Source organism: Brevibacterium permense, assembly GCF_025506275.1.
Lineage (GTDB): Bacteria > Actinomycetota > Actinomycetes > Actinomycetales > Brevibacteriaceae > Brevibacterium > Brevibacterium permense_A.
This window is the reverse complement of the sequence record NZ_QYCP01000085.1, coordinates 62,889-82,906: the sequence shown is the minus strand read 5'-3', so window position 1 is coordinate 82,906 and position 20,018 is coordinate 62,889. Positions and strand designations below refer to the sequence as shown.

Below are 20,018 nucleotides of genomic sequence, written 5' to 3'. Positions count from 1 at the left end.
CACCTCGGCGACGGCTAGACTTGGATACCGTGGCTTTGACTATTGGAATCGTGGGACTGCCCAATGTCGGCAAGTCGACCATGTTTAACGCACTGACCAAGAACCAAGTTCTCGCGGCGAACTACCCGTTCGCGACGATCGAACCGAACGTGGGCGTGGTCCCTCTGCCGGATGAGCGACTCACGCGACTGGCAGAGATCTTCTCCTCCGAACGCATCCTCAATGCCACCGTCGACTTCGTCGACATCGCCGGAATCGTGCGCGGCGCCTCTGAGGGCGAGGGCTTGGGCAACCAGTTCCTGGCCAACATTCGTGAAGCCGATGCGATCTGCCAGGTGATCCGTGGATTCGTCGACGACGATGTCGTCCACGTCGACGGCAAGATCAGCCCAGCCGATGACATCGACACGATCAACACCGAACTCATCCTCGCCGACCTGCAGACGCTGGAGAAAGCGCGGCCCCGGATCGAGAAGGAAGTCAAAGGCAAGCGTGCTCCTGCCGAGCAGCTGACCGCGATCGATGCCGCCACCGAGATCCTCGAAGGCGGGCGGACGCTCTACCAGGCGATGCAGGCCGAGAATTTCGATGTCAGTGCGCTGCGCGAGCTGCAGCTGATGACGGTCAAGCCCTTCCTCTACGTCTTCAATGTCGACGACGAGGTGCTCGCCGATGAGGATAAGAAGAACGAGATGCGGGCCCTCGTGGCTCCCGTCGAGGCGATCTTCCTCGATGCGAAGTTCGAGTCCGAGCTCGCGGAGCTCGATGAAGAAGAGGCGCGGGAGATGCTCGAGTCGACGGGTCAGGAGGAGAGCGGGCTCGATCAGCTCGCTCGCGTCGGCTTCGACACCCTCGGTCTGCAGACCTACCTCACCGCCGGACCCAAGGAATCTCGTGCGTGGACGATTCCGAAGGGCGCCACCGCCCCCGAGGCAGCCGGAGTCATCCATACGGACTTCCAGAAGGGCTTCATCAAGGCCGAGATCGTGTCCTTCGATGATCTCGATGCGAACGGTTCCATGGCTGCCGCGAAGTCCGCCGGCAAGGTCCGGATGGAAGGCAAGGACTACATCATGGTCGATGGGGACGTGGTGGAGTTCCGCTTTAATGTGTAGTGCCACCATCTTTCGTCTTTATGCATTGATTGATGCAGGCCATTTCGTTCGATCAACGGAATCGTCCGGCCAATAAATTCGCTCGGGTCGGATCTCGCCCTCCCATAAGATGTGATTACTAACGCATGCGCGACCGAGGACGTGAACGATGAAGGCTCGAACGGGGTACATAGACCGCAGCAAATTGCAAAGCTGGGCCGACTCGCGTCGCTCGCAGTCTGAGTTCCCTCGTCTGGTGCGACGCCTCCTCCTTGAGACCACACCGGGCCTGGTCGAGCTCGGCGTGCCCGCGGGCGACGGCGTAGCGGCCGGCGGCTGGGACGGTTCTGTTCGGACAACAAAAGCGACGGCTTGGGTTCCGGATGGGTTGTCGGTGTGGGAGCTGTCGGTCAATTCCAGCCCCAACACGAAGGCCGATGAGGACTACTCCAAGCGAGCAGACACCCCGGATGGCACGCCAACAACTGATTGCACCTACGTCGAGGCGATCCTGCGTCCTTGGACGGGACGGGCCACATGGGCTAGAGATAAGCGAAGCGACAAGGTCTGGAGGGACGTTAGAGCCCTCGGGCTAGACGACATCGAGACATGGCTTGAGGCAGCGCCAACCACTTGGGCGTGGCTCTCGGAGGAGCTCGGCCTTTCGCCGTTCGGTCTTCGCACAGGTCTGACTTGGTGGCGCGACTGGGCAACGCAAACGAATCCGGCATTGACACCGGAAGTCGTGCTCGCTGGTCGAGCTGATGATGCAAAGGGCCTCGAAGATCGGCTTGCTTCATCCGGTTCCCTCACCACGGTTGCTGGCGCATCGATGGAGGAGATTTGCGCCTTCGTCGCTGCTATCGCCGTCAACCTTGACGACCAAGGCAGCGGGCAGATGCTCGCACGGCTCGCGTTCGTCGACGACGTATCCACGTGGAGGCAGTTGATGACCTCGTCCCAACCGCTCATCTTGGTCCCTCGCACACCCGAGCTGGCTAGGGAGATCCCCGCCGGTACCGCGCACAACGTTTGTGTGCCAGTCCTCTCGAACGAAGGTGCCGACGTCACACTTCCGGCGTTGGACGCCGCTGAGGTTGCAGCCGCGCTGACGAGCGCTGGAGTCACGGATAAAGATAGGGCCGACACGCTCGGCAGGCTCGCACGTCGAAGCTTGACTAGTCTTCGGCGTCACCTGGCCGTAAAGATCGTCCTACATCGACCGACCTGGGCTGACGCGAGTCCGTCCCGAAGCGTCCGATCAATCCTGTTAGCTGGCTCCTGGGGAGACAACGCAGAAGGGGATCGCTCGATCCTCGAGACGCTTACGGAAACCGACTACGAGTCGTTCAGAGAGACGATCACAGGGATAGCCGACAGCCCTACTGATCCTCTGGCAATCCGCACTGGCGGAACATGGCATCTTGTCTCGGCGGTGGATGCGTGGATGCTTTTGGTGTCGAAGCTGACTGACGACGACATGAAGCGATTCGAGTCCATCGTCGAGATGGTCCTCGCAGAAGGCGATCCGGCCCTCAAGCTACCGCCGGACCAACGGTGGAGAGCATCGATCGACGGTAAGACTCGCCGTTATTCCGGTGACCTCCGCCGCGGCCTCGCTCAGTCACTGGCCCTATTGGGAATGTATGGCGGAAATGTCGCCTTGTCGGGCGGGGCATCAGGTTCAGAGTTCGCAAACTATCTGGTCCGGAAGCTGCTCGAGTGGGCGTCGGCAGACGGCACCGGGCAGGCGTGGCAGTCGCTCGCTGACATCTTGCCGCTGCTCGCTGAGGCCGGGCCAGACGCCTTCCTCGAGGCGGTCGGCGCAGCAACAGCGGGCGATAACCCTTTGTTGGCCACCCTGTTTCAGGACAATGCGGACGAATCCGGGATCTTCTCGGGCAGCACTCCCCATAGCAATCTGCTGTGGGCCCTTGAGTGCGTGTCTTGGTCCCCCGATCACTTCGGACGTGCCGTCGATCTACTGGCACGCCTGGACGAGATCGATCCTGGTGGCCGGATGTCAAACCGTCCCGCCGCCTCACTGGCCGCGATTTTCCGCCCGTGGCATCCTGACAACTCCGTCGACCCTGACCGGCGAATCACAGTCCTCGACACGTTGCGGCACAGGCATCCCTACGCCGCCTGGAAGTTGGAGTGCAGCATGCTTCCAGAGAATCACGGGATGCACTTTCCGATCAGCGCACCAGCGTTCCGAACCTGGAAGCCGGACAAGCTTTCGGTGACATACGGCGAGATCTGGAAGATGACGACCGCCGCGGTCGAGCGCTGTATCGAGGACGCAGGCAGAGACGCACAGCGCTGGTCAGCGATCCTTGCTCACACTTCAGAGTTGCCACCAGCAGATCGAGAGCGTGTGGTGGCTGCCCTCGATTCGATGGTCAACCAGCCGGAGGTAGCGACTGATTTTCAGGACACGGTGTGGCGAGCACTCGTGGACCTTATCGGCCATCACCGAGAGTTTCCGGGTGCTGCATGGGCGCTCCCCGATGAGGAGCTGGGCAAGCTCGACGCGCTGGCCGCGCGCTACCGGCCAAAGTCCGCGTACGTCCGACTGGTCGGACTATTCCAGTCATGGACTCCGTATGTCGGCGCTCGCAGACAAGATGATTACGAAGGCTTTGAGCGCGAACTTGGACGCCAACGCGTCGAAGCCATCAAGGAGATTGAATCCGAGGGTGGATTTGACGCAATCACAAGACTGGCACGTGACGCATCGGTACACGGGTCCGTTGGCATCGCCCTAGCGAACGACGGCTCGTCGCACGATGAAGAACTTCTTGCTTGGTTGGCGTCTGACGACCAAGATCTCACCAGCACCGCGATGTCGTACTTCTCAACTCGCTATGCCTACGAAGGGTTCGCGCTCATCACAGGCTTACTCGAACGGGACAACCTCACGGTCGATCAGCGTGCTCGACTCCTGCTTGTCGCGCGAGACAACCTACCGGAGGCATGGGCTCTGGCTACTGCAGACCCGGAGCTTGAGATCAGGTACTGGGAGGCGTTTCAGCCGTTCGGCTTGGGGCAAGACTTCGACATGGTCGACGAGGTTTCCGATCGATTGATCCAAGCTGGTCGCTACGCCGACGTCTTGCATCTCATGAGCATGTACTCCCACATCGACAAGGACGGGCCGCGCCCACAGGCAGCGAAGCTCATTGTGAGGGCGCTGGACGGACTCTTGGCAGATCAAGCTCAATCTGCCGCTGCTCGCGACCTATCGACCTATGACTTCCAGCAACTATTTTCCTACCTCGAAGCCATGCGCGATCATCTTGCGTCTGGCGACCTTGTTCGACTGCAGTGGTCGTATCTTCCGGCGCTCGGCTTTGACGCGAAAGCACCAACGTTATCCGAAAGCTTGGCTGTTGACCCTGCATCATTTGTCGAGATTGTGTGCACTGTCTACCGTGCCCGGCCGAGCGGTGAAGACGACAAAAGCGCCGAGGAACAGGTCGACGAAGAACAATGCGACGTTTCCATGGCGACCAATGCTTTCCGCCTGCTCAATGCATGGGACACGCCGCCTGGGCTCGTCGATGGCTTCATGAATGCCGAGGCGCTTCGAGCCTGGCTTGATCGGGCAATGGAGCTTTTGGCCGAACGCGGGCGGACTGAGGTTGGTCTGAAGCAGATTGGTCAGGTTCTCGGGCACACCCCACCAGACGCCGACGGTACTTGGCCCGGCATCGTCGTGCAGGATCTCCTCGAAGAAGTGCAGCTCGATCACATCGAGACCGGCCTCTACCTCCAGATCGTTAATAGTCGCGGCGTCACTAGTCGCGGCTTGGAAGACGGCGGCGATCAAGAACTTAGACTCGCCTCGGACTATCGAGTCAAGGCGGAAGCGCTTGCCGATAGCGCGCCTCGGGTGGCTGGTTTGTTTAGGCGAATTGCTGCCTCGTACGAGAGCGACGCACGGCGGAACGAGGAGGACGCTGAACGATTCCGGCGTGGACTGCGCTGACCGGTAAGTCTGGTGTCACTCGCCGGGATCGCGGCGCACGGCGAGCTTCCCGAGCTGAAGGCGGGCGCGTGTGCCTTCAGACGTTATTCGGCTACGGAACGTGGTGGAGTTCCGGTTCAATGTGTGATTAGTCGGGCACTACGCCCGCAGACGGTGCGTCTCGCTGCCGAAAAAGATCAGCGGCTGCTGCTCTTCGTCTCTGTATAGGTCGAGCACCTTCAGCAGCATGAGCGTGTGATCGCCGGCTTCCACGGAGGTGCGCGGTTCGACCGCCAGCCTCGCCAACGCTCCGCGCACGAATGCGGCCTCGGCGAAGACGTCCATCTCGATGCCGGTGAATCGTGTTGCGGCGGGGCGGCGCAGTCGATCGAGGAGGGCCTCGTCGCGTTCGCCGAGCACGCTGATGCCCCACCGAGGTGCAGTCCGAAGCGCGGGCCACGTCGTCGAGGTGTGGGCGAACGACAGCGAGACCAGCGGCGGGTCCAGAGAGACGGAGACGAGTGAGTTGGCCGGCATGCCGATGATCCGTCCGTCGATCTCGGAGGCGACGACCGACAGTCCGGTCGCGAAGCCCGCGAGGGTGTGGCGCATAGCCTCAGGTGTGGGTTTGCTCATGAGATCCTCGGGTCTGGACCGTACTGGCGCGCGACTCCGAGGTGGTCGGGCAGTGTCGTGCACTCGTATTCCTCGTGGAAGAGACCCCGTTGTTGGAGGATCGGCACGACCTCGTCGACAAAGGTGTCGACGCCGTTCTCGTACACGTCGATCGAGACCCAGAAGCCGTCGACCGCGCCGGCCTCGAACCACTCCTGCATGTGATCGGCCGTGACCGATCCCGGGCCGATGGGAGTCGGGTGGTAGTCGATCACCCCATGGGCGAGGATCTCGCGGACCGTCCATCCCTGTGCGGCCACTTTCAGGGCGCGAGGCGCGCGCGGGTCGAACGGCGTAGGGCGCGCGGCCTCCAGCTGCGTCGGAGTGAGCGGGCAGTCCAACTGCGCCGGCCGTAGCTCGATGCCGAGCATCTGCCCGAGGTAGGGAACGCGGCGGAGGAACGTGTCGGCACCGAGTTGCAGTCGGCCATCAATCGCCTCGCGCACTGTCGGCGCGATAGCCGGCATCACGCCCGCGAAGAACTTGATCTCATCCGGATCCCGCCCCACCTGCTCCGCGGCGTCGCGAGCTGCCTGGCGTTGGGCACGGGCATCGTCGATCGTGAAGGTCGAGCCGATCACGCCGTTCGCGTATCGACCGGCGATGCCGAGCCCGTTCGCGCCTCCTCCCGCCTGGAAGACGACTGGCTGCCCCTGCTCCGATGGCGGGATCGGCAGCGGCCCACGCGAAGCGACGTGCGTGCCACCGAGGTTGACCGGTACGATCTTCGACATGTCCGCAAAGCGTCCAGCTGCCTTGTCTCCGATCCACGCGTTCTCCTGCCAGCTTCCCCAGAGCGCCTGGACGATCTGGATGGTCTCGTGCGCGCGCTTGTAGCGTTCGGGGCGATCGGCCACCTGTGCGCCGAAGTTCGCAGCGGCGTTCGGGTCGCTGGTGGTCGCGGGGTTCCAGCCCATGCGTCCGTGGCTGAGCACGTCGAGCGTCTTGAACTGTCGGGCGAGGTTGTACGGCTCCATGAAGGTCGTCGACGCCGTCGACACCAGGCCGATGTGTGAAGTTTCCCTTGCAACGGCGGCCAAAGTGATGAGCGGCTCGAGCGTCATCTGCGGGGCTTCGTGGGTGAGGTCGCTCGATAGGGCCGGTGTGTCGGGCAGGAACAGGAACTGGAGTTTGCCGCGCTCGGCTACCTGCGCATAGCGGACCATGGCGTCGAAATCGGTGTAGGCAAAGGGATCGACGCGCGGTGCCCGCCACGCGGTCGTCTGCGATCCGTAGCCGTTTCCGAACTGCATACCTAGCAGCATCTTGCGTGTGGTCATGGTGCCATCGTCCAACCTTCACATCTGCGTCAACGTCAATGCGGGCGCTGGTCGGAAATCCATGGCCGCGTGCGGCGAGCACGATGACGAAAACGAGGACCAGGAAGGCAAGGTTGACCCATGGCAGAGCCCCGGCTCCGAAGCCCGCCAGGAACACACCACCGAGCACTCCTCCTGCCGCGATCCCGACGTTCCACCCGGTGACCATGACCGACTGGGCGGCGTCGACGGCGTCTCCGGCAGCGTTGGTAAGAGCCGCCTGTGGCAGGGCCCCGCCCGCACCGCCGAACGCGAGGCCCCAGATCGCCGCACTCACGTAGACAAGAGCAGGGACGCCGTCGGCGAGGCCGAGGGCGGTCATCCCGACGCCCACGAGTGCAACATCCACCAACATGAGGGTGCGTAGGTGGCGGTCGATGAATATTCCCGTGGCCCAGAGTCCGACGAGTGCGGCCAGTCCGAAGGTGAGCAGCACGGTGCTGAGCCCTCCGCTCATGCCGACGTGCGCGGTGTACGTCGAGGCGTATGTGTAGAACACGTAGTGGCCGATGATGAACAGCACAGAAGCGGCGATGATCGCGAGGACGCCGGGACGCCGGGCCGCGGCGATCACCGAGGCGCGCTCACCCTTGGGCTGTCCGGGAAAGTCGGGCACGACGGTGAGCACCCAGACGAGGACGGCGGCGGACAGGAGCGCCATGACGATGAACGTAGGTCGCCAGCCGATGAGCTCAGCGATCGCTGTGCCGATCGGAGTCCCCACAGCGAGGGCGATAGGAGGGCCGGATAGTGCGATCGTCAGGCCGCGCCCGCGGTGCTCTGGAGGGGTGAGCCGGGCCGCATAGCCCGCGGCGACTCCCCAGACGACGCCGGCGAAGAGTCCCGCGACGAACCGAGCAGCCAGCGTCAACGTATACACGGGCGAGGCGGCGACGACGATGCTGGTGACCGCGTATCCGGTGAGTGCCATGACGAGCAGGCGTCTGCGCGGCCACCCCATGGTGGCGCTGATGATGGGAATCGCACCGACGATCGAGCCGAGGGCGTAGACGGTGACCGTCTGGCCTGCCGCGGACTCTGTGATTCCGAGGTCCTCGCTGATCGCGGGGAGGAGACCTGCGGGCATGGTCTCGAGCATGGCGGTGAGGAAGCCGCTCGCGGCCAAGGCGAGCAGGCCGCCCAGGGGCAGCTTGCCCGAAGCTTTAGCGGACGAAGCGGGTGAAGGTGAGGCTGTCACGTCGTGAGTTCTCCTGATCTGTGTCACGAATCCTGTCGTGATGACATTTTCAAACCTTCACATGGGTGATAATGTCAAATCGGGGGCGCTGAGCATGCGCTGTGCGTCGTTGATGTCGATGAGATGGAGGAGCCGTGCGGATCGGTGAGCTGTCGCGGAGGACTGGGGTTCCGACTCGGATGCTGCGGTACTACGAGGAGCAGGGGCTGATCGCGCCGCGCCGCCGCGAGAACGGCTATCGCGAATACGGCGAGTACCTCGTGGATCGCGTGCGCAAGATCCGCGAGCTCCTCGATTCGGGGATCCCGACGCGGATCATCGGGGACATGTTGCCGTGCCTCGATGACACGAGCGACACCGTCATAGCTGAGCCCGACCCTGAGTTGCGGGCGTTGCTGGTCGAGCAGCGTGACAAGATGTCCGAGCGCATCACGGTGCTCGAGCATAATCGCGATGCGCTCGACCGTTACATCGTGGCGATGGATCGCGCGGAGCGCGATGTCGCCGATGGGGCTGTCTCAACGGTGTGATTCGCTGTCGGGCAATGGGCTGCGATGGTGGCCGAGGCCCGTTGCTTCGACCGCTGCTGTAGTCCTGCTATGTTTTCCGAGCCTGTTGAGGAGTTGCCTGTGGCCCGCTCGCGTACTGTGCCCCGAACCGTGGAGCATCCGGATCTTGCTCGTGTCGATCTTCAGCAGGTGCTGGAGGCGCTGGTGGATCCGGTGCGCCGGATGGTCGTCTCGCAGCTCGTTCGGAAAGGGGAGGAGATGAGTTGTGGCACGTTCGATGTGCCGGTCTCAACCTCCACCCTCACTCATCACTTCAATGTGCTGCGCGAAGCGGGCGTAATTCGGCAGTACTACCTCGGTGTCACCAAGATGAACGCGCTGCGCGCTGAGGAGATGGAGCGGCGATTCCCCGGTCTGTTGTCGGCAGTGATCACGGCGAGCGAGTCGCAGGGGGACATCGCTGGCAGCTAAAGCAGGTCGTTAGTCCGATGAGTGTCGAAATTTGACGCACATCGAACTATGCGGGATGGTGTATGACGACGCCGTGAAAGATTGGCTTCGGTCGTCATTCACTGAACTGCATCGAGGAGTCACGCATGAACCGTGTCGTTCGTTTTCACGAGACCGGCGGGCCTGAGGTCCTGCAGCTCGAAGAGTTGCCTGTGCCCGCACCCGGTCCAGGTGAGGTCCTGATTCGAGTCAAGGCGCTGGGGCTGAACCGAGCGGAGTCGATGTTCCGCCTCGGTCAGTACGGTGTCGATCCGGTCCTGCCGTCCAGTATCGGATATGAGGCAGCGGGAGTGGTCGAGGGCCTCGGCCAGGGCGTGACGGGCCTTGACCTGGGCGACGCCGTGAGTGTCGTGCCCTCCTTCGCAATGACGGAGTACGGAGTGCACGGAGAAGTCGTCTTGGCCCCGGCTCACGCGGTCGTTGTCCACCCCGCGCGGTTGTCCTTCGAGGAAGCGGCCTCGGTGTGGATGCCGTTCATCACTGCGTATGGGGGACTTGTCGACCTCGCTGATATTCAGTCCGGTGATACGGTCCTCGTCTCCGCATCCTCCAGCAGTGTTGGACTCGCCGCCATGCAAATCGCGCACAGGGTGGGAGCTCGAGCTATCGCACTCACGCGCACCGAGGCAAAGAAGCAGCAGCTCCTTGACGCTGGGGCGGATGCGGTCATCGCCACTGCCGAGGAGGATGTTCCCACCCGTGTCGCCGAACTCACAGGAGGGCAGGGCGCGCGCGTCATCTTCGATCCCGTCGGCGGTGAGGCGCTGGCCGACCTCGTCGAAGCTGCCGCGCATGGGGCCCACATCATTCTGTACGGAGTACTCGACCGGGCTCCGGCACCGCTGAACGTCGGAGACGTCCTATTCAAGCATCTCACCATTCGGGGATACGAACTTTTCGAGATCACCACTGACGACCGGCGACGCGCCGAAGCTGTCGCTTTCGTCACTGATGGTCTCGCTTCCGGCGAGCTGACCCCGGCCATCGACAGCGTGTTCCCGCTGGAGGAGGTCGTCGAAGCGCATCGCTACCTGGAAGGCGGGGGACAGGTCGGAAAGATCGTCATCACTGTTCCCGGAGACTGATCGTACTCATCAGGATTCCAGGAGTCTTGGCTCACGGCTTTCCGCTCGAAGACATTCAATCGCTCGCCCGAGACAATGCGCTGGCGTTCAAGGACGGCGGCCGACCGCCTCGCGCCGACTATGTTCGCCGATCGGTGTTCGTGCTGCTCGACGGGATCTGCTCATCGTCTGGTGCGTGCGTCTGACTTCGCGAGCCTGATGAGACTGCCGTACGTGTGGTCACGTGGTTGAATGGAGATTTTCGCTCTCACGTCTGCGGGTAGCGAATAGGTCAGCATCTGCAGTGCCGAGCCGGAATGCCGGCAGACCCGCTACGGGATCGCCGATCCTCACATCGCAGCCGCACTCACGGCCCTCGTCGATGTGACCCTCGCCGTCGACGAGAGCGGCCCATTCATGGACCCGCAGTGCTCGTTGCCGGGCTGCTGCGAGACGGGAGCCGGCCAGCGACCGCCGCACTGCTCACACGAGACCGGCGGGACGTCCTTCGCAGCCGGATCCGCATCGTTGTCGCGACCACGATCAGCTGGAACGTTGTCGAGACGATGGTCACGCTGATCGCCGGTCACGCCGCCTTGTCGGCCGCGTTCATCGGCTTCGGCTCCATCCTCGAGGTGCTTTTGGCCGCCGCGGCGGCCTGGCAGTTCACCGCCACCGACCATGAGAAGCTGGAGAAGGTCGTGCTCCGGGGCATTGCCCGTTCTTCGCCCTGGCCATGTCCGTGAGCGTGGACACGGTTCTCTCCTTGCTCGGACTGCGCGACCCGGAGCATTTCCCTGTCGGCATCGCGATCGCCGTGCTGAGCCTGGTCGTGATGCCCTTCCTGTCCTGGTTCGAGCGTCGGACGGGCCGCGAGCTGGGCTCGGCGTCTGCCGTCGCCGACTCCAAACAGACGCTGATCTGCACCTACCTGTCGGCGGCGCTGCTGGTCGGGCTGGCGCTCAACAGCAGGCTCAGGTGGACCCGCGCGGACTCCGTTGCCGCGCTGGTCTTCGCCGTCCGCGAGGGCATCGAGGAGTGGAAGGGTGATGCATGCTGTGCCGCGCCGGTGTCGGCACTGACCGGGGAGCGGGAAGCCGACTCCTGCGAGGACGGATGCTGTGCCGAGGATGCTCACTGAGTATGGGGAATGGACATGACCCGCATCGGGCCGCTGAGCAGGCTGCTGGCCGCCTGCGCGCTGACATCGAACGCGGGCAGAGAGCAGGTTGAGAGGCGGCGAGCCTTCGAAGATGACCACCTACCGTCCGCTGAGCGGGCGAGAGCGAGCCTGGTCGTCCACTACTCTAAAGTCCACGACTCCGTGCAGCGGTCGCGTGATCTCGTTGTGGTCGAGAGCAGGTGCTGCTGGGCGATCGACGAGAGCCGCGCGGACCTGCATCTGGTCGCCTCCGGTGCGCCTGATCGGCCCCGGCACTCAACGTGGACAGCCGGAGGATGGGCGCGAAGTAGACCGCCCTACGTGTGGACACGTGGTCGAATTCAGATTCTCGAACTGAACCACTGATGCGCTTTGCTCGACACGGCTTCAGAGCGAGATTGCTCGTTGCTGCGACTCTCAGAGGGCTGGACGTGGGTGCAGAGCATGTGAAGGGCCTTGGTCAGAACTTGCGAGCGGCGACGTCCGGTCGGTGTGAGGCTGCCAGCAGCTTCTCGAGCTCGTCGGCGGTCAAGGGGCGACCACGGTCTGCCAGGTAGTCATCGCCGAACCCGTCTGGACCTTCTGCGTAGATCGCGGTGTATGCACCTGATTCGGGCTCGGCTCGCCAGGACTCACTGAGCGACCCCGCATCGATCGGATGGAAACCGAGCGCTCGCACGAGGTCGGTGACTTCATCCTTGGCCCGGGGGTCGTCTCCAAACACAGGCAGTGCCGTCCGCGGTTCTGAGTTCGCGAGCAGCGGGATGTGGTGAGCGACGATGTTGTTGAAGGCCTTGACCACTCGTGCGCCAGGCAGCAGCGTCTGCTCAAGCTCGGCAGTGGTCATCTCATGTGTGTCGAGGACCTGGATGCGCCCGTCGCGATGGGGATAGTAGTTGCCCGTGGACAGGATCGTCTTGCCGTTCAGGGCGGCATGGGGGAGCCGCTCGTACGCGGCGAGCGGAATTGCGAGGACGACGAGGTCGCTGAATGCGGCGGCCTCTTGAGTTGTCCCGGAGTGAGCGTTCGCGCCCAAGTCCGCCACGAGATCGGTGAGGGTCTCGGTGCCGCGGGAGTTGGCGATCGTCACCTGAATGCCTGCATCAACGGCGAGATGCGCGATGGCTTTGCCGATGGCTCCGCTGCCGATGATTCCGATCTGGTTCATTGCATGTCCTTGCTACCGCCCTGCGGCGGATTTTCTTGGTCTTCTGGGGTGGTTTCGGCGTCGATGGCATCGAGTACCAGAGGGAGCAGGCCTGGGAAGCGGCGAGCGAGTGCGTCTGTGCGTAGCCAGTTGCGGTGACGCGTCCCGTCGACCTCCTGACTGATGAGCCCGGACTCGCGCAGGATCCGCCAATGTCGCGTGAGCGCAGACTTCGACACACCGAAGTCGGAGCTGCTGCATGCGCCGCCCGGATGGGATGCGATGTGGGAGACGATCGCCCGTCTCACGGGGTCTGACAGTGCAGACATCACGGCGAACAGATCGATCTCGTCCTCCGTTGGAACCGCAAGGGGGCGAGCGAGTCGGCTTGCCATCAAGGACTCCTCGAGTTCTCGTGCATGTTCACTTACTGACGTACATGCTAACCCATGTTCACTCTTCTGTGTACATAAGGTCTGGTCCTCATGTGGCGCAGAAGTGGTTCTGCGGCTTGAGCTCGTGCGAGCACGACGGTACAACTCAGTCTCGTCAGGCTGGAGCGCCCGGGAGCGCCACACCTTCGGTAACCGTGGCGACGCGGTGGAGTTTCGTTTCGCCGTATAACGTCTGCCGTCCCGCAACAGGGTCGCCTATCGTGCCCTATCAGGGTTGGGGGTGCAATCTTTTGCCTGCCCAAGTTCGGATCGTCATTGGCGGTCGCCCAAGCACCTTCTCGATGTCATCACGTCCGGTCAGTTCTCCGGGGAGCTCGCCGGACACGGCTCTGCGCATCTTCTCGACGCCGCTTTCCAGGTACAGGCGCGTGCCGGCATCCGGAATGGTCTTCACGATCTCGGCTAGGTAGCTGGGCTGCTGCACGTCGCAGGAAATGGGCGTGCCCAGTGTGTGGGTGAGAACCTCGGCGACCTCGGGGCCGGTGAGGATCTCCGCGCTGAGCCAGTAGTCGCTGTTGCCATGCCGTTCCGGTCCTTCGCGCAGGACCATCGCAGCGACTGCTGCAATGTCATCGGCAGACACCCAACCTTGTGGAGCTTCGCCATGGTTCACGCTGAACGATCCGGTGTCGGTGATTGGAGGAGTGGTGTCCAGAGTCGATTCGATGATCGAGTTGGGGTGCAGATTCGTCCAGGCGATGCCGCTGGCCGCCATGTAGGTCTCGATGAGATCGTGCCAGGTGTAGTGCGGTACGAGGTCGCGGCGGGAGGTGTATACACCTAGGTGGATGAGGTGCTCTACCCCTGCGTCCGCGGCTGCATCGATGAGGGTCTTGCTCTGGTAGAGCATGCTCGCGGAGTACCCGGTGAGGAGAAACACACGATCGACGCCGGTCAGCGCTTCCGCAAAGGACTCCGGGCGATCCAAGTCGAGCAGAACGCTGTCGCGGCCCTCGTCCCGCCAACGCTGCACCGCCTCAGGGCGGCTCGATGACACGCGGAGGTCGAGTCCGTCGGGCCCGGAATCAAGTTCGTGCACGAGCCGGGAACCGATAGTCCCCGACGCTCCGATGATCAATGCTCTTGCCATATTCAATTCCTCTGTTCGATCTTCACGTAGTCCAGCGCCATTGGACAAAGCTGTACATGACACTGTCGGGCGATACGTGTGGGCTAGCGTTCTTGGATAGTTTCGGCTAGGCGGATAAACATCTGTGCCGCGGCTTCCGTGGCAAGAATCCCGCGCACTGACTCGTCATGGAGCGGGCGAGCTCGGGCCAGTAGTTCCACCCCTGCCTGCGTCAGCTCCGTGTAGATGCCGCGGCGGTCTTCGCTGCACAGCACCCGGCGCAGCAAATCGCGCGATTCGAGCCTGTTCACCAGACGTGTCGCAGCTCCGGTCGTGAGGCCGGCGATGAGCGCGACGTCCTGCATGCGCAGATGGCCGTTGGCCTGTTCCTCTAGGATGTCGAGGACCGTGAACTCGACCAACGAGAGGTCGACCTCGTTTAGGGCCAACGTCGCAATCCGCTGCAGATGGCCCTGCATGGAGTTCACCTGGCGGGCTACGGATATCAGCCGTCGGTTTGGGTCGACACCCGTGGTCCGATCGGAACCTGGCGATTCCGCATCGAGATTCGGACAGTGGTGATATGTAGTCATTCGGCTTCCCGTCGCACTAAGCATCTGCATAAGATGATAGCAGGCGTGTGCAGATAGTGTCAGCTGTCCCGGCTGCGGCCCGTGCCAGCGCGCTCGTGGCGCTACCCGGGACGTGGCGGCGCTAGGCCCCAGAGATTAGTCGGCTGCGGAACGCGGTGGAGTTCCGCTTCAACGTCTAGAGTGTGCCGTCACTATCCAGCAGGTAGAACTCGTCGTCTCCTCGTCGGATAACGCCGTGCACACGGTTGAGATTGCGTAGCGTGAGCCGAACGTAGGCAGGAATCTTCAGCAGCATGTCGTCGAGTTCTGCTCGCCACGAGACCTTCTGCCTGCCAAAACGAGGAGGATAGATAGGCACGTCGTCTCCAGCGACAACTAGGCATTGTGACACGGATACGACGAGTGGCGTCGAACGCGGCTGGTTCAGTCGTGCGACATAGGCTCGTGCGTCCACCTCAGAGTGGTGGTCGATCTCGTAGTCGAGAGCGAATCGCAATGGCGGCACGCCTTCGCGTTCGTCTCTGTCAATGGTCGTCAGAGTGAGGCCAGCGACGTTCGTGCCGGTCATCGCTAGGCGTTGGCTGGTGACGACCGGCGTGATGTTTCGGTGTTTGTTGGCGTTTGAGAAGTTGCGAATGAAGATGGCGGAGATGTTGTAGGGAATGTCGATTAGCCCGTCCGCGTAGTTCGGCTGCGCATCCTCGATCACCTCAACGAAGCGCTTGTCCATGCGCGCGAGGAACTGCTGGAGACGCTGATCCTGACTTCGTTTCTCTTCGAATCTATCTTCAAGCGGAAACTGGACGGTTAGCTTTCCGCGCTTGCGGAATGTGCGATCAATCGCATAGTCGTTCCAGAGGTGCTCAATCGCCATGTCGAGGCATGACCGAGCATCGGTGACTATGTTGCCGATGAGGAAGTTGATGTCCTCTGGTAGTGCCGGAGGTTCGATCACGTCGGCGGAGAACTCCAAGTATCCGGGTCGCACCGTACCTTCATCGATCGTTGTCGTGAGTTCAGCTCGCTTAGAGAGCTCGATCCAAGGTCGTGCGAGCTGACGCACGGTGTCGACCTGCTTTTCAACCCATGAGAGCCGCCGCCATGAATCATGAAAGATCTCTAGTTGTTGCTCGCGCTCATTGTCCATGGTCATATCTTGGCAGAGCATGACCGTTGAGCTTCTTGTCTACAACGTGGGCGGGTGCTCGAAGCGTCGATCGGTTTCTGAATTGCGGCACAAGTGCCCGGCCGATACACACAATGCCAACGAGACGCCTCGCGCAGAGGTTGCTCTGTGTTGGAGCGCGGTGGAGTTCCGCTTCAACATGCGAGAGCCGCGTCCGAAGCGAGCCGCATGCACACGAGTCGCGGACGCTCGTCCCAGGTGGAGACCTGCTCGAATCCGCGCGATTCGTAAAGGCGGATGACGTCCTTGCGCCAATCCCAGACCGTGAGCGTCACTGGGCGGGCAGCGGACTCGGCGATCGCCGCATCGAGCAGGGTCGAGCCGACCCCGCGACCGCGCGCCTCCAGTGACGCCCACAGCCGCTTGATCTCGACCGAACTCCCACTCGGCTTCATGACGACGACACCGACCAAGCGAGCATCCAGATCCGCGACGAAGATGCGGCATCCTGCGGGAGTGCCGATCGGATCCCGGACCTCGGGGTCGTACCGCTCGGGAAGCTCGCCCGAGGGCGAGAACTGCCCGCCGGCGTCGTGCACCGTCTTCTCCCTTTCCGTCTGAAAGAGATAGGCATGGAGCGCCGCGCCGATCGCCGGAACGTCGTCGGGGCAGGCAGGACGGACGAGGGGCCTGGGCGACGCGACCGACATGATCTCGAGTCTTGCAGACGGCGAGGTCTGCGCCGCGCACGGTGATCGAGACCGATTGTCGAGCTGCATCCGGCCGGACCGTGTGGGCGGGCCGCATATGAAGCCGTGGATCGGTCCGACAGGACAGATCTACTGGCTGCGTACCGCGATGGGGCAAAGCTTCTCGCTCTCGCATCCGCAGATACCGAAGCGAGCCTTCAGCGATGACTACGGGCGACCGCCAAGCAGGCTGCCCTATGCGCGGGGACGCGGTGGAATGGAGATTTTCGCTCTAGCATCTGGTCGGCGACGAGGCGGCGCGACCGCGCAGTGTTTGACCTGTGCTGGTGGAACCCGTATCCTCCAAGTAACACGGCAGGCCCGCTTCTCGCGATGAGACGCGGGTCTGTTCTCTTTCTACCCCCGGGTACCGGGGACGCCAGGACGATGCACACGTGACGACCCCGAACAGCACCTACGCGAAGCCGTTCCTCACGGTCCCCGAGCAGATCCGTCGGCTGCGCGGGCGGGGCATGGACTGCGGCGACGACGCCTACGCGGCCGCCGTCCTGCAGCGCTACGGCTACTACCGGCTGTCGGGCTACTGGCACCTCTACCGCGACCGGCCTGCGCCTCCTGCGCCTCGGTTCGACGACGAAGGACGAGAGATCCGCCTGGACACGTTCGTGCCAGGGACCGGCCTGGCGCACGTGGTCTCCCTGTACGAGTTCGACCACGAGCTCCGCATGCGCCTCAGCGACGTCCTCAGCACCATCGAGACGGCCTTCCGCTTCTTCATCGGCCACCGGCTCGGCAGGGTCGACGCGTTCGCGCACCGGCATCCCTGGACGCTCGGCGCGACGAGGCAGGAAGATCCCAGCGCCCCGCCCGAGCCGACCACCGCCTACCGCGAGTGGATCGAGGAGTACGACCGGCACGAGCAGCGCGCCCGGGGAGACTTCGTCGTACATTTCCGCCAGCAGTACGGCCCGCACCTGCCCATCTGGGTCGCAACAGAAGTGATGTCCTTCGGTGTGCTGAGCAGCCTCTACGACCTGATGCTGCAGTCCGACAAGGAGATCCTCGCAGCTCGTTTCCAGGTCCATGCCGCCGACGGCCGCGGAGACCGCGGAGCCCTCGGCAATTGGCTGAACATCCTCAGGAACGTGCGGAACATCTGCGCGCACTATGGCCGCGTGTGGAACCGCGCGTTCGACGTGACCATCGCCGCGCCGAGGAAGGCGCAGAGGAACGCCGACGATCCGCTCGCGCCGCTCGCGGACGACCGGACGAACAACAGGCTCTACGGAGTGCTGCTCGTCATGCGCCACCTCTTGCTGAGCATCGCGCCAGAGAGGGCAGACGTCGTCGACTTGGCCGACTTCATCGAGGACCAGTCCCGCACCGTCGGCTTCGGCATGGAGCAGCTCGGCTTCCCGGACGACTGGCGGAGCAGCCCGATCTGGGACCGGGCCTTCGTGCTCGACCGGTCGGCAATGGTGGCCGCGAGCCTGCTTGACCGCGTCGAGAGCCTGACCGTAGGGGACGCCCGTGCGGCGCTCACTGCTGCCGAGCCGAAGGCCAAGGCTGACCCTCGGACGCCGTGCCAGCTGGCGGCAGCGAAGCGCGGAGCTCAGAAGTCCTTGCTGCGCAGCTACCTCAAGCACGACGTAGTGATCGAGGTCGTGCTCGGAGGGACGAAGTTCTACCCGGCCTTCCAGTTCCGTGACGGAAAGATCATCGACGCGCTTGCGGAGATCAACCGGGCACTCGCTCGATCCTGCAAAGACTTAGACCCGACCGACATCGCCAGGGCGCTCCTCGACTGGTGGCAGACGCCGCACCCAGACCTGCCGCAGGACACGGACGGCTCAGACCGATCGCCCCTCGACATGCTGAGCTCGGTCACCGAGGAGGAGCTCGCCGCGGCGGTCGACGGGGCGGACGCCATGCGCAGCTTCGTCGTGCCTCACGACTTTGACCAGGGCAGGGCGTGCGAGTCATCCTCCGTATCGGAACGTCGGCGCACGAAGAACGCGTCCGCGAGCTGACTCGGGTTGAGATGGAGGGAGGCGCTGGTGAAGGTCTCGGACAGCCGTGCGGCGACCGCGAGGCCACCGGTGACGGCCTCGCGCGCAAGTGCGTGACCGACACATGCAGGTGGCAGGCTTCAGACGTTCGTTATCCGCGGCGACGTGGTTGAGTTCCGCTTCAACGTCTGAGGCAAGCGTTGATATGTGAGGCTCTCCGTTCTGCCCGGCGTCTGCGGCAGAGGCTGGGGCGCTGTGGCAACGACAGCTTGAGCTGTCACTGCACTTCCCAGGCTCAGAACGCCCGAATAGTTGCGGAGAGGCCCGACGGCTCGGGACATGTGCGGATGGAGTGCGGTGGCGATCAGCCCCTTGACAGCTCCTCGCGGACAATAGCCGTTCCTGCACTCAAGGCGCTCATCTTCGCGAGGGCGACGTCGCGCGCGAAGGGGGCCATGCCGCAGTTCGTGCTTGGAATGAGCTTGTCGGCGTCGACGAACTTCAGAGCCTTGCGCAGAGTCGCGGCGATCTCCTCCGGTGGCTCGATGGTCTCGTTTGCCACGTCGATGGCGCCGAGCATGACCTTCTTGCCGCGGATCAGTTCGATGAGGTCCATCGGGACATGGGAGTTGTGGCATTCGAGCGAGACGATGTCGAGGCTCGAGCGCTGTAGGAGGGGGAAGGATTCCTCGTATTGGCGCCACTCGGACCCGAGGGTCGTTTTCCAGTCGTTGTTCGCCTTGATCCCATAGCCGTAGCAGATATGCACTGCGGTTTCGGCCCGCAGGCCTTCCGCTGCTCGTTCGAGCGCGGCGACTCCCCAGTCCTTCATCTCCTCGAAGAAGACATTGAATGCGGGCTCGTCGAACTGGATGATGTCCACTCCCGCCGCCTCCAGATCCTTTGCCTCCTGATTGAGGATCGTGGCGAATTCCCGGGCCAGCTTCTCGCGGCTCTTGTAGTGGTCGTCATAGAGTGTGTCGATCATCGTCATCGGTCCCGGCAGCGCCCACTTGATCGGCTGATCGGTCTGCTGGCGGAGGAACTTCGCATCGTCGACGAAGACCGGTTTCTCACGGCTCACGGTGCTGACGACTGTGGGTACGCTTGCGTCGTAGCGATCGCGGATCCGAACCGTCTTGCGCTTCTCGAAATCGACTCCGCTGAGATGCTCGATGAACGTCGTTACGAAGTGTTGGCGGGTCTGCTCTCCGTCGCTGACGATGTCGATGCCGCGGTTGGTCTGCTCATGAGTTGAGATGCGCAGGGCATCGCGCTTGCCCTCGACCAAGGCATCGCCTTGGAGGTTCCAGGGGGACCAGAGGGTTTCGGGCTGCGCGAGCCAGGACGGCTTCGGCAGACTGCCGACGATTGAGGTGGGCAACAGCGGCTGCGTCATTGTTTCTTC

Annotated in this window: 18 protein-coding genes and 2 pseudogenes; 10 read left to right on the top strand and 10 right to left on the bottom strand. The window is 63.1% G+C overall.

Annotated features, from left to right (window positions below; genetic code table 11):
• Positions 1–29 precede the first annotated feature (29 nt).
• Both ychF and D3I60_RS08735 read left to right on the top strand, forming a co-directional pair.
• On the top strand, positions 30–1,115 hold the full coding sequence (ychF, locus tag D3I60_RS08740) for a redox-regulated ATPase YchF (RefSeq protein ID WP_262775743.1): 1,086 nt from the start codon (positions 30–32) through the stop codon (positions 1,113–1,115).
• Positions 1,116–1,263: 148 nt separating this feature from the next.
• Positions 1,264–5,085 carry a hypothetical protein gene (locus tag D3I60_RS08735; RefSeq protein WP_262775742.1) on the top strand — a complete coding sequence of 1,274 codons (3,822 nt, stop codon included), beginning with the start codon at positions 1,264–1,266 and terminating at the stop codon, positions 5,083–5,085.
• A gap of 138 nt (positions 5,086–5,223) precedes the next feature.
• Here the strand turns inward: D3I60_RS08735 and D3I60_RS08730 are convergent, their stop codons facing one another.
• Together D3I60_RS08730 and D3I60_RS08725 are read right to left on the bottom strand one after the other, a co-directional pair.
• The gene (locus D3I60_RS08730; protein ID WP_262775741.1) at positions 5,224–5,700 is read right to left on the bottom strand and encodes a flavin reductase family protein; all 477 of its coding nucleotides are present in this window, start codon (positions 5,698–5,700) and stop codon (positions 5,224–5,226) included.
• Positions 5,697–7,019, bottom strand: a complete 1,323-nt coding sequence (locus D3I60_RS08725; protein ID WP_262775740.1) for an NtaA/DmoA family FMN-dependent monooxygenase — start codon at positions 7,017–7,019, stop codon at positions 5,697–5,699. The genes D3I60_RS08730 and D3I60_RS08725 overlap by 4 nt, the downstream gene beginning before the upstream one ends.
• Here D3I60_RS08725 and D3I60_RS08720 point away from each other — a divergent pair.
• Positions 7,018–7,425 (top strand): hypothetical protein, encoded by a 408-nt coding sequence (locus tag D3I60_RS08720; RefSeq protein ID WP_262775739.1) that lies wholly within the window; start codon positions 7,018–7,020, stop codon positions 7,423–7,425. The genes D3I60_RS08725 and D3I60_RS08720 overlap by 2 nt on opposite strands.
• On the opposite strand, the pseudogene D3I60_RS08715 reads toward D3I60_RS08720, so the two are convergent.
• A pseudogene (locus D3I60_RS08715) lies at positions 7,321–8,145 on the bottom strand (MFS transporter); the annotation flags it as partial. The gene D3I60_RS08720 and the pseudogene D3I60_RS08715 overlap by 105 nt on opposite strands.
• A gap of 245 nt (positions 8,146–8,390) precedes the next feature.
• On the opposite strand from D3I60_RS08715, the gene D3I60_RS08710 reads away from it, so the two are divergent.
• The 6 genes and pseudogenes from D3I60_RS08710 (at position 8,391) to D3I60_RS19500 (ending at position 11,480) form a co-directional block, all read left to right on the top strand.
• Positions 8,391–8,786 carry a MerR family transcriptional regulator gene (locus D3I60_RS08710; protein ID WP_262775738.1) on the top strand — a complete coding sequence of 132 codons (396 nt, stop codon included), beginning with the start codon at positions 8,391–8,393 and terminating at the stop codon, positions 8,784–8,786.
• Positions 8,787–8,885: 99 nt separating this feature from the next.
• Positions 8,886–9,236 (top strand): ArsR/SmtB family transcription factor, encoded by a 351-nt coding sequence (locus D3I60_RS08705; protein ID WP_262775737.1) that lies wholly within the window; start codon positions 8,886–8,888, stop codon positions 9,234–9,236.
• 125 nt (positions 9,237–9,361) lie between these two features.
• Positions 9,362–10,360, top strand: coding sequence for a zinc-dependent alcohol dehydrogenase family protein (locus tag D3I60_RS08700; RefSeq protein WP_262775736.1), 999 nt, complete (start codon positions 9,362–9,364; stop codon positions 10,358–10,360).
• Positions 10,361–10,636: 276 nt separating this feature from the next.
• Positions 10,637–10,804: pseudogene (locus D3I60_RS08695) on the top strand (Cd(II)/Pb(II)-sensing metalloregulatory transcriptional regulator CmtR); the annotation flags it as partial.
• Positions 10,768–11,085, top strand: coding sequence for a hypothetical protein (locus D3I60_RS19505; protein ID WP_440588569.1), 318 nt, complete (start codon positions 10,768–10,770; stop codon positions 11,083–11,085). The pseudogene D3I60_RS08695 and the gene D3I60_RS19505, both read left to right, overlap by 37 nt.
• Before the next feature lie 2 nt (positions 11,086–11,087).
• Complete coding sequence (locus tag D3I60_RS19500) at positions 11,088–11,480, top strand: cation transporter (protein ID WP_440588568.1); 393 nt, start codon at positions 11,088–11,090, stop codon at positions 11,478–11,480.
• Positions 11,481–11,961: 481 nt separating this feature from the next.
• Here the strand turns inward: D3I60_RS19500 and D3I60_RS08685 are convergent, their stop codons facing one another.
• From D3I60_RS08685 to D3I60_RS08660, 6 genes are all read right to left on the bottom strand, one after another.
• Positions 11,962–12,669, bottom strand: a complete 708-nt coding sequence (locus D3I60_RS08685; RefSeq protein ID WP_262775735.1) for an NADPH-dependent F420 reductase — start codon at positions 12,667–12,669, stop codon at positions 11,962–11,964.
• A complete protein-coding gene (locus D3I60_RS08680; RefSeq protein ID WP_262775734.1) occupies positions 12,666–13,043 on the bottom strand; it encodes an ArsR/SmtB family transcription factor in 378 nt (125 codons plus the stop codon). Before D3I60_RS08680 ends, D3I60_RS08685 begins: the two co-directional genes overlap by 4 nt.
• 268 nt (positions 13,044–13,311) lie before the next feature.
• On the bottom strand, positions 13,312–14,193 hold the full coding sequence (locus D3I60_RS08675) for an SDR family oxidoreductase (RefSeq protein ID WP_262775733.1): 882 nt from the start codon (positions 14,191–14,193) through the stop codon (positions 13,312–13,314).
• Positions 14,194–14,276: 83 nt separating this feature from the next.
• Positions 14,277–14,651, bottom strand: a complete 375-nt coding sequence (locus tag D3I60_RS08670) for a MarR family winged helix-turn-helix transcriptional regulator (protein WP_262775732.1) — start codon at positions 14,649–14,651, stop codon at positions 14,277–14,279.
• Positions 14,652–14,940: 289 nt separating this feature from the next.
• Positions 14,941–15,912 (bottom strand): hypothetical protein, encoded by a 972-nt coding sequence (locus D3I60_RS08665; RefSeq protein ID WP_262775731.1) that lies wholly within the window; start codon positions 15,910–15,912, stop codon positions 14,941–14,943.
• Positions 15,913–16,085: 173 nt separating this feature from the next.
• A complete protein-coding gene (locus D3I60_RS08660; protein WP_262775730.1) occupies positions 16,086–16,601 on the bottom strand; it encodes a GNAT family N-acetyltransferase in 516 nt (171 codons plus the stop codon).
• 434 nt (positions 16,602–17,035) lie between these two features.
• On the opposite strand from D3I60_RS08660, the gene D3I60_RS08655 reads away from it, so the two are divergent.
• On the top strand, positions 17,036–18,631 hold the full coding sequence (locus D3I60_RS08655) for an Abi family protein (RefSeq protein WP_262775729.1): 1,596 nt from the start codon (positions 17,036–17,038) through the stop codon (positions 18,629–18,631).
• Positions 18,632–18,974: 343 nt separating this feature from the next.
• Here the strand turns inward: D3I60_RS08655 and D3I60_RS08650 are convergent, their stop codons facing one another.
• The gene (locus D3I60_RS08650) at positions 18,975–20,009 is read right to left on the bottom strand and encodes a methionine synthase (protein ID WP_262775728.1); all 1,035 of its coding nucleotides are present in this window, start codon (positions 20,007–20,009) and stop codon (positions 18,975–18,977) included.
• Positions 20,010–20,018: the final 9 nt, after the last annotated feature.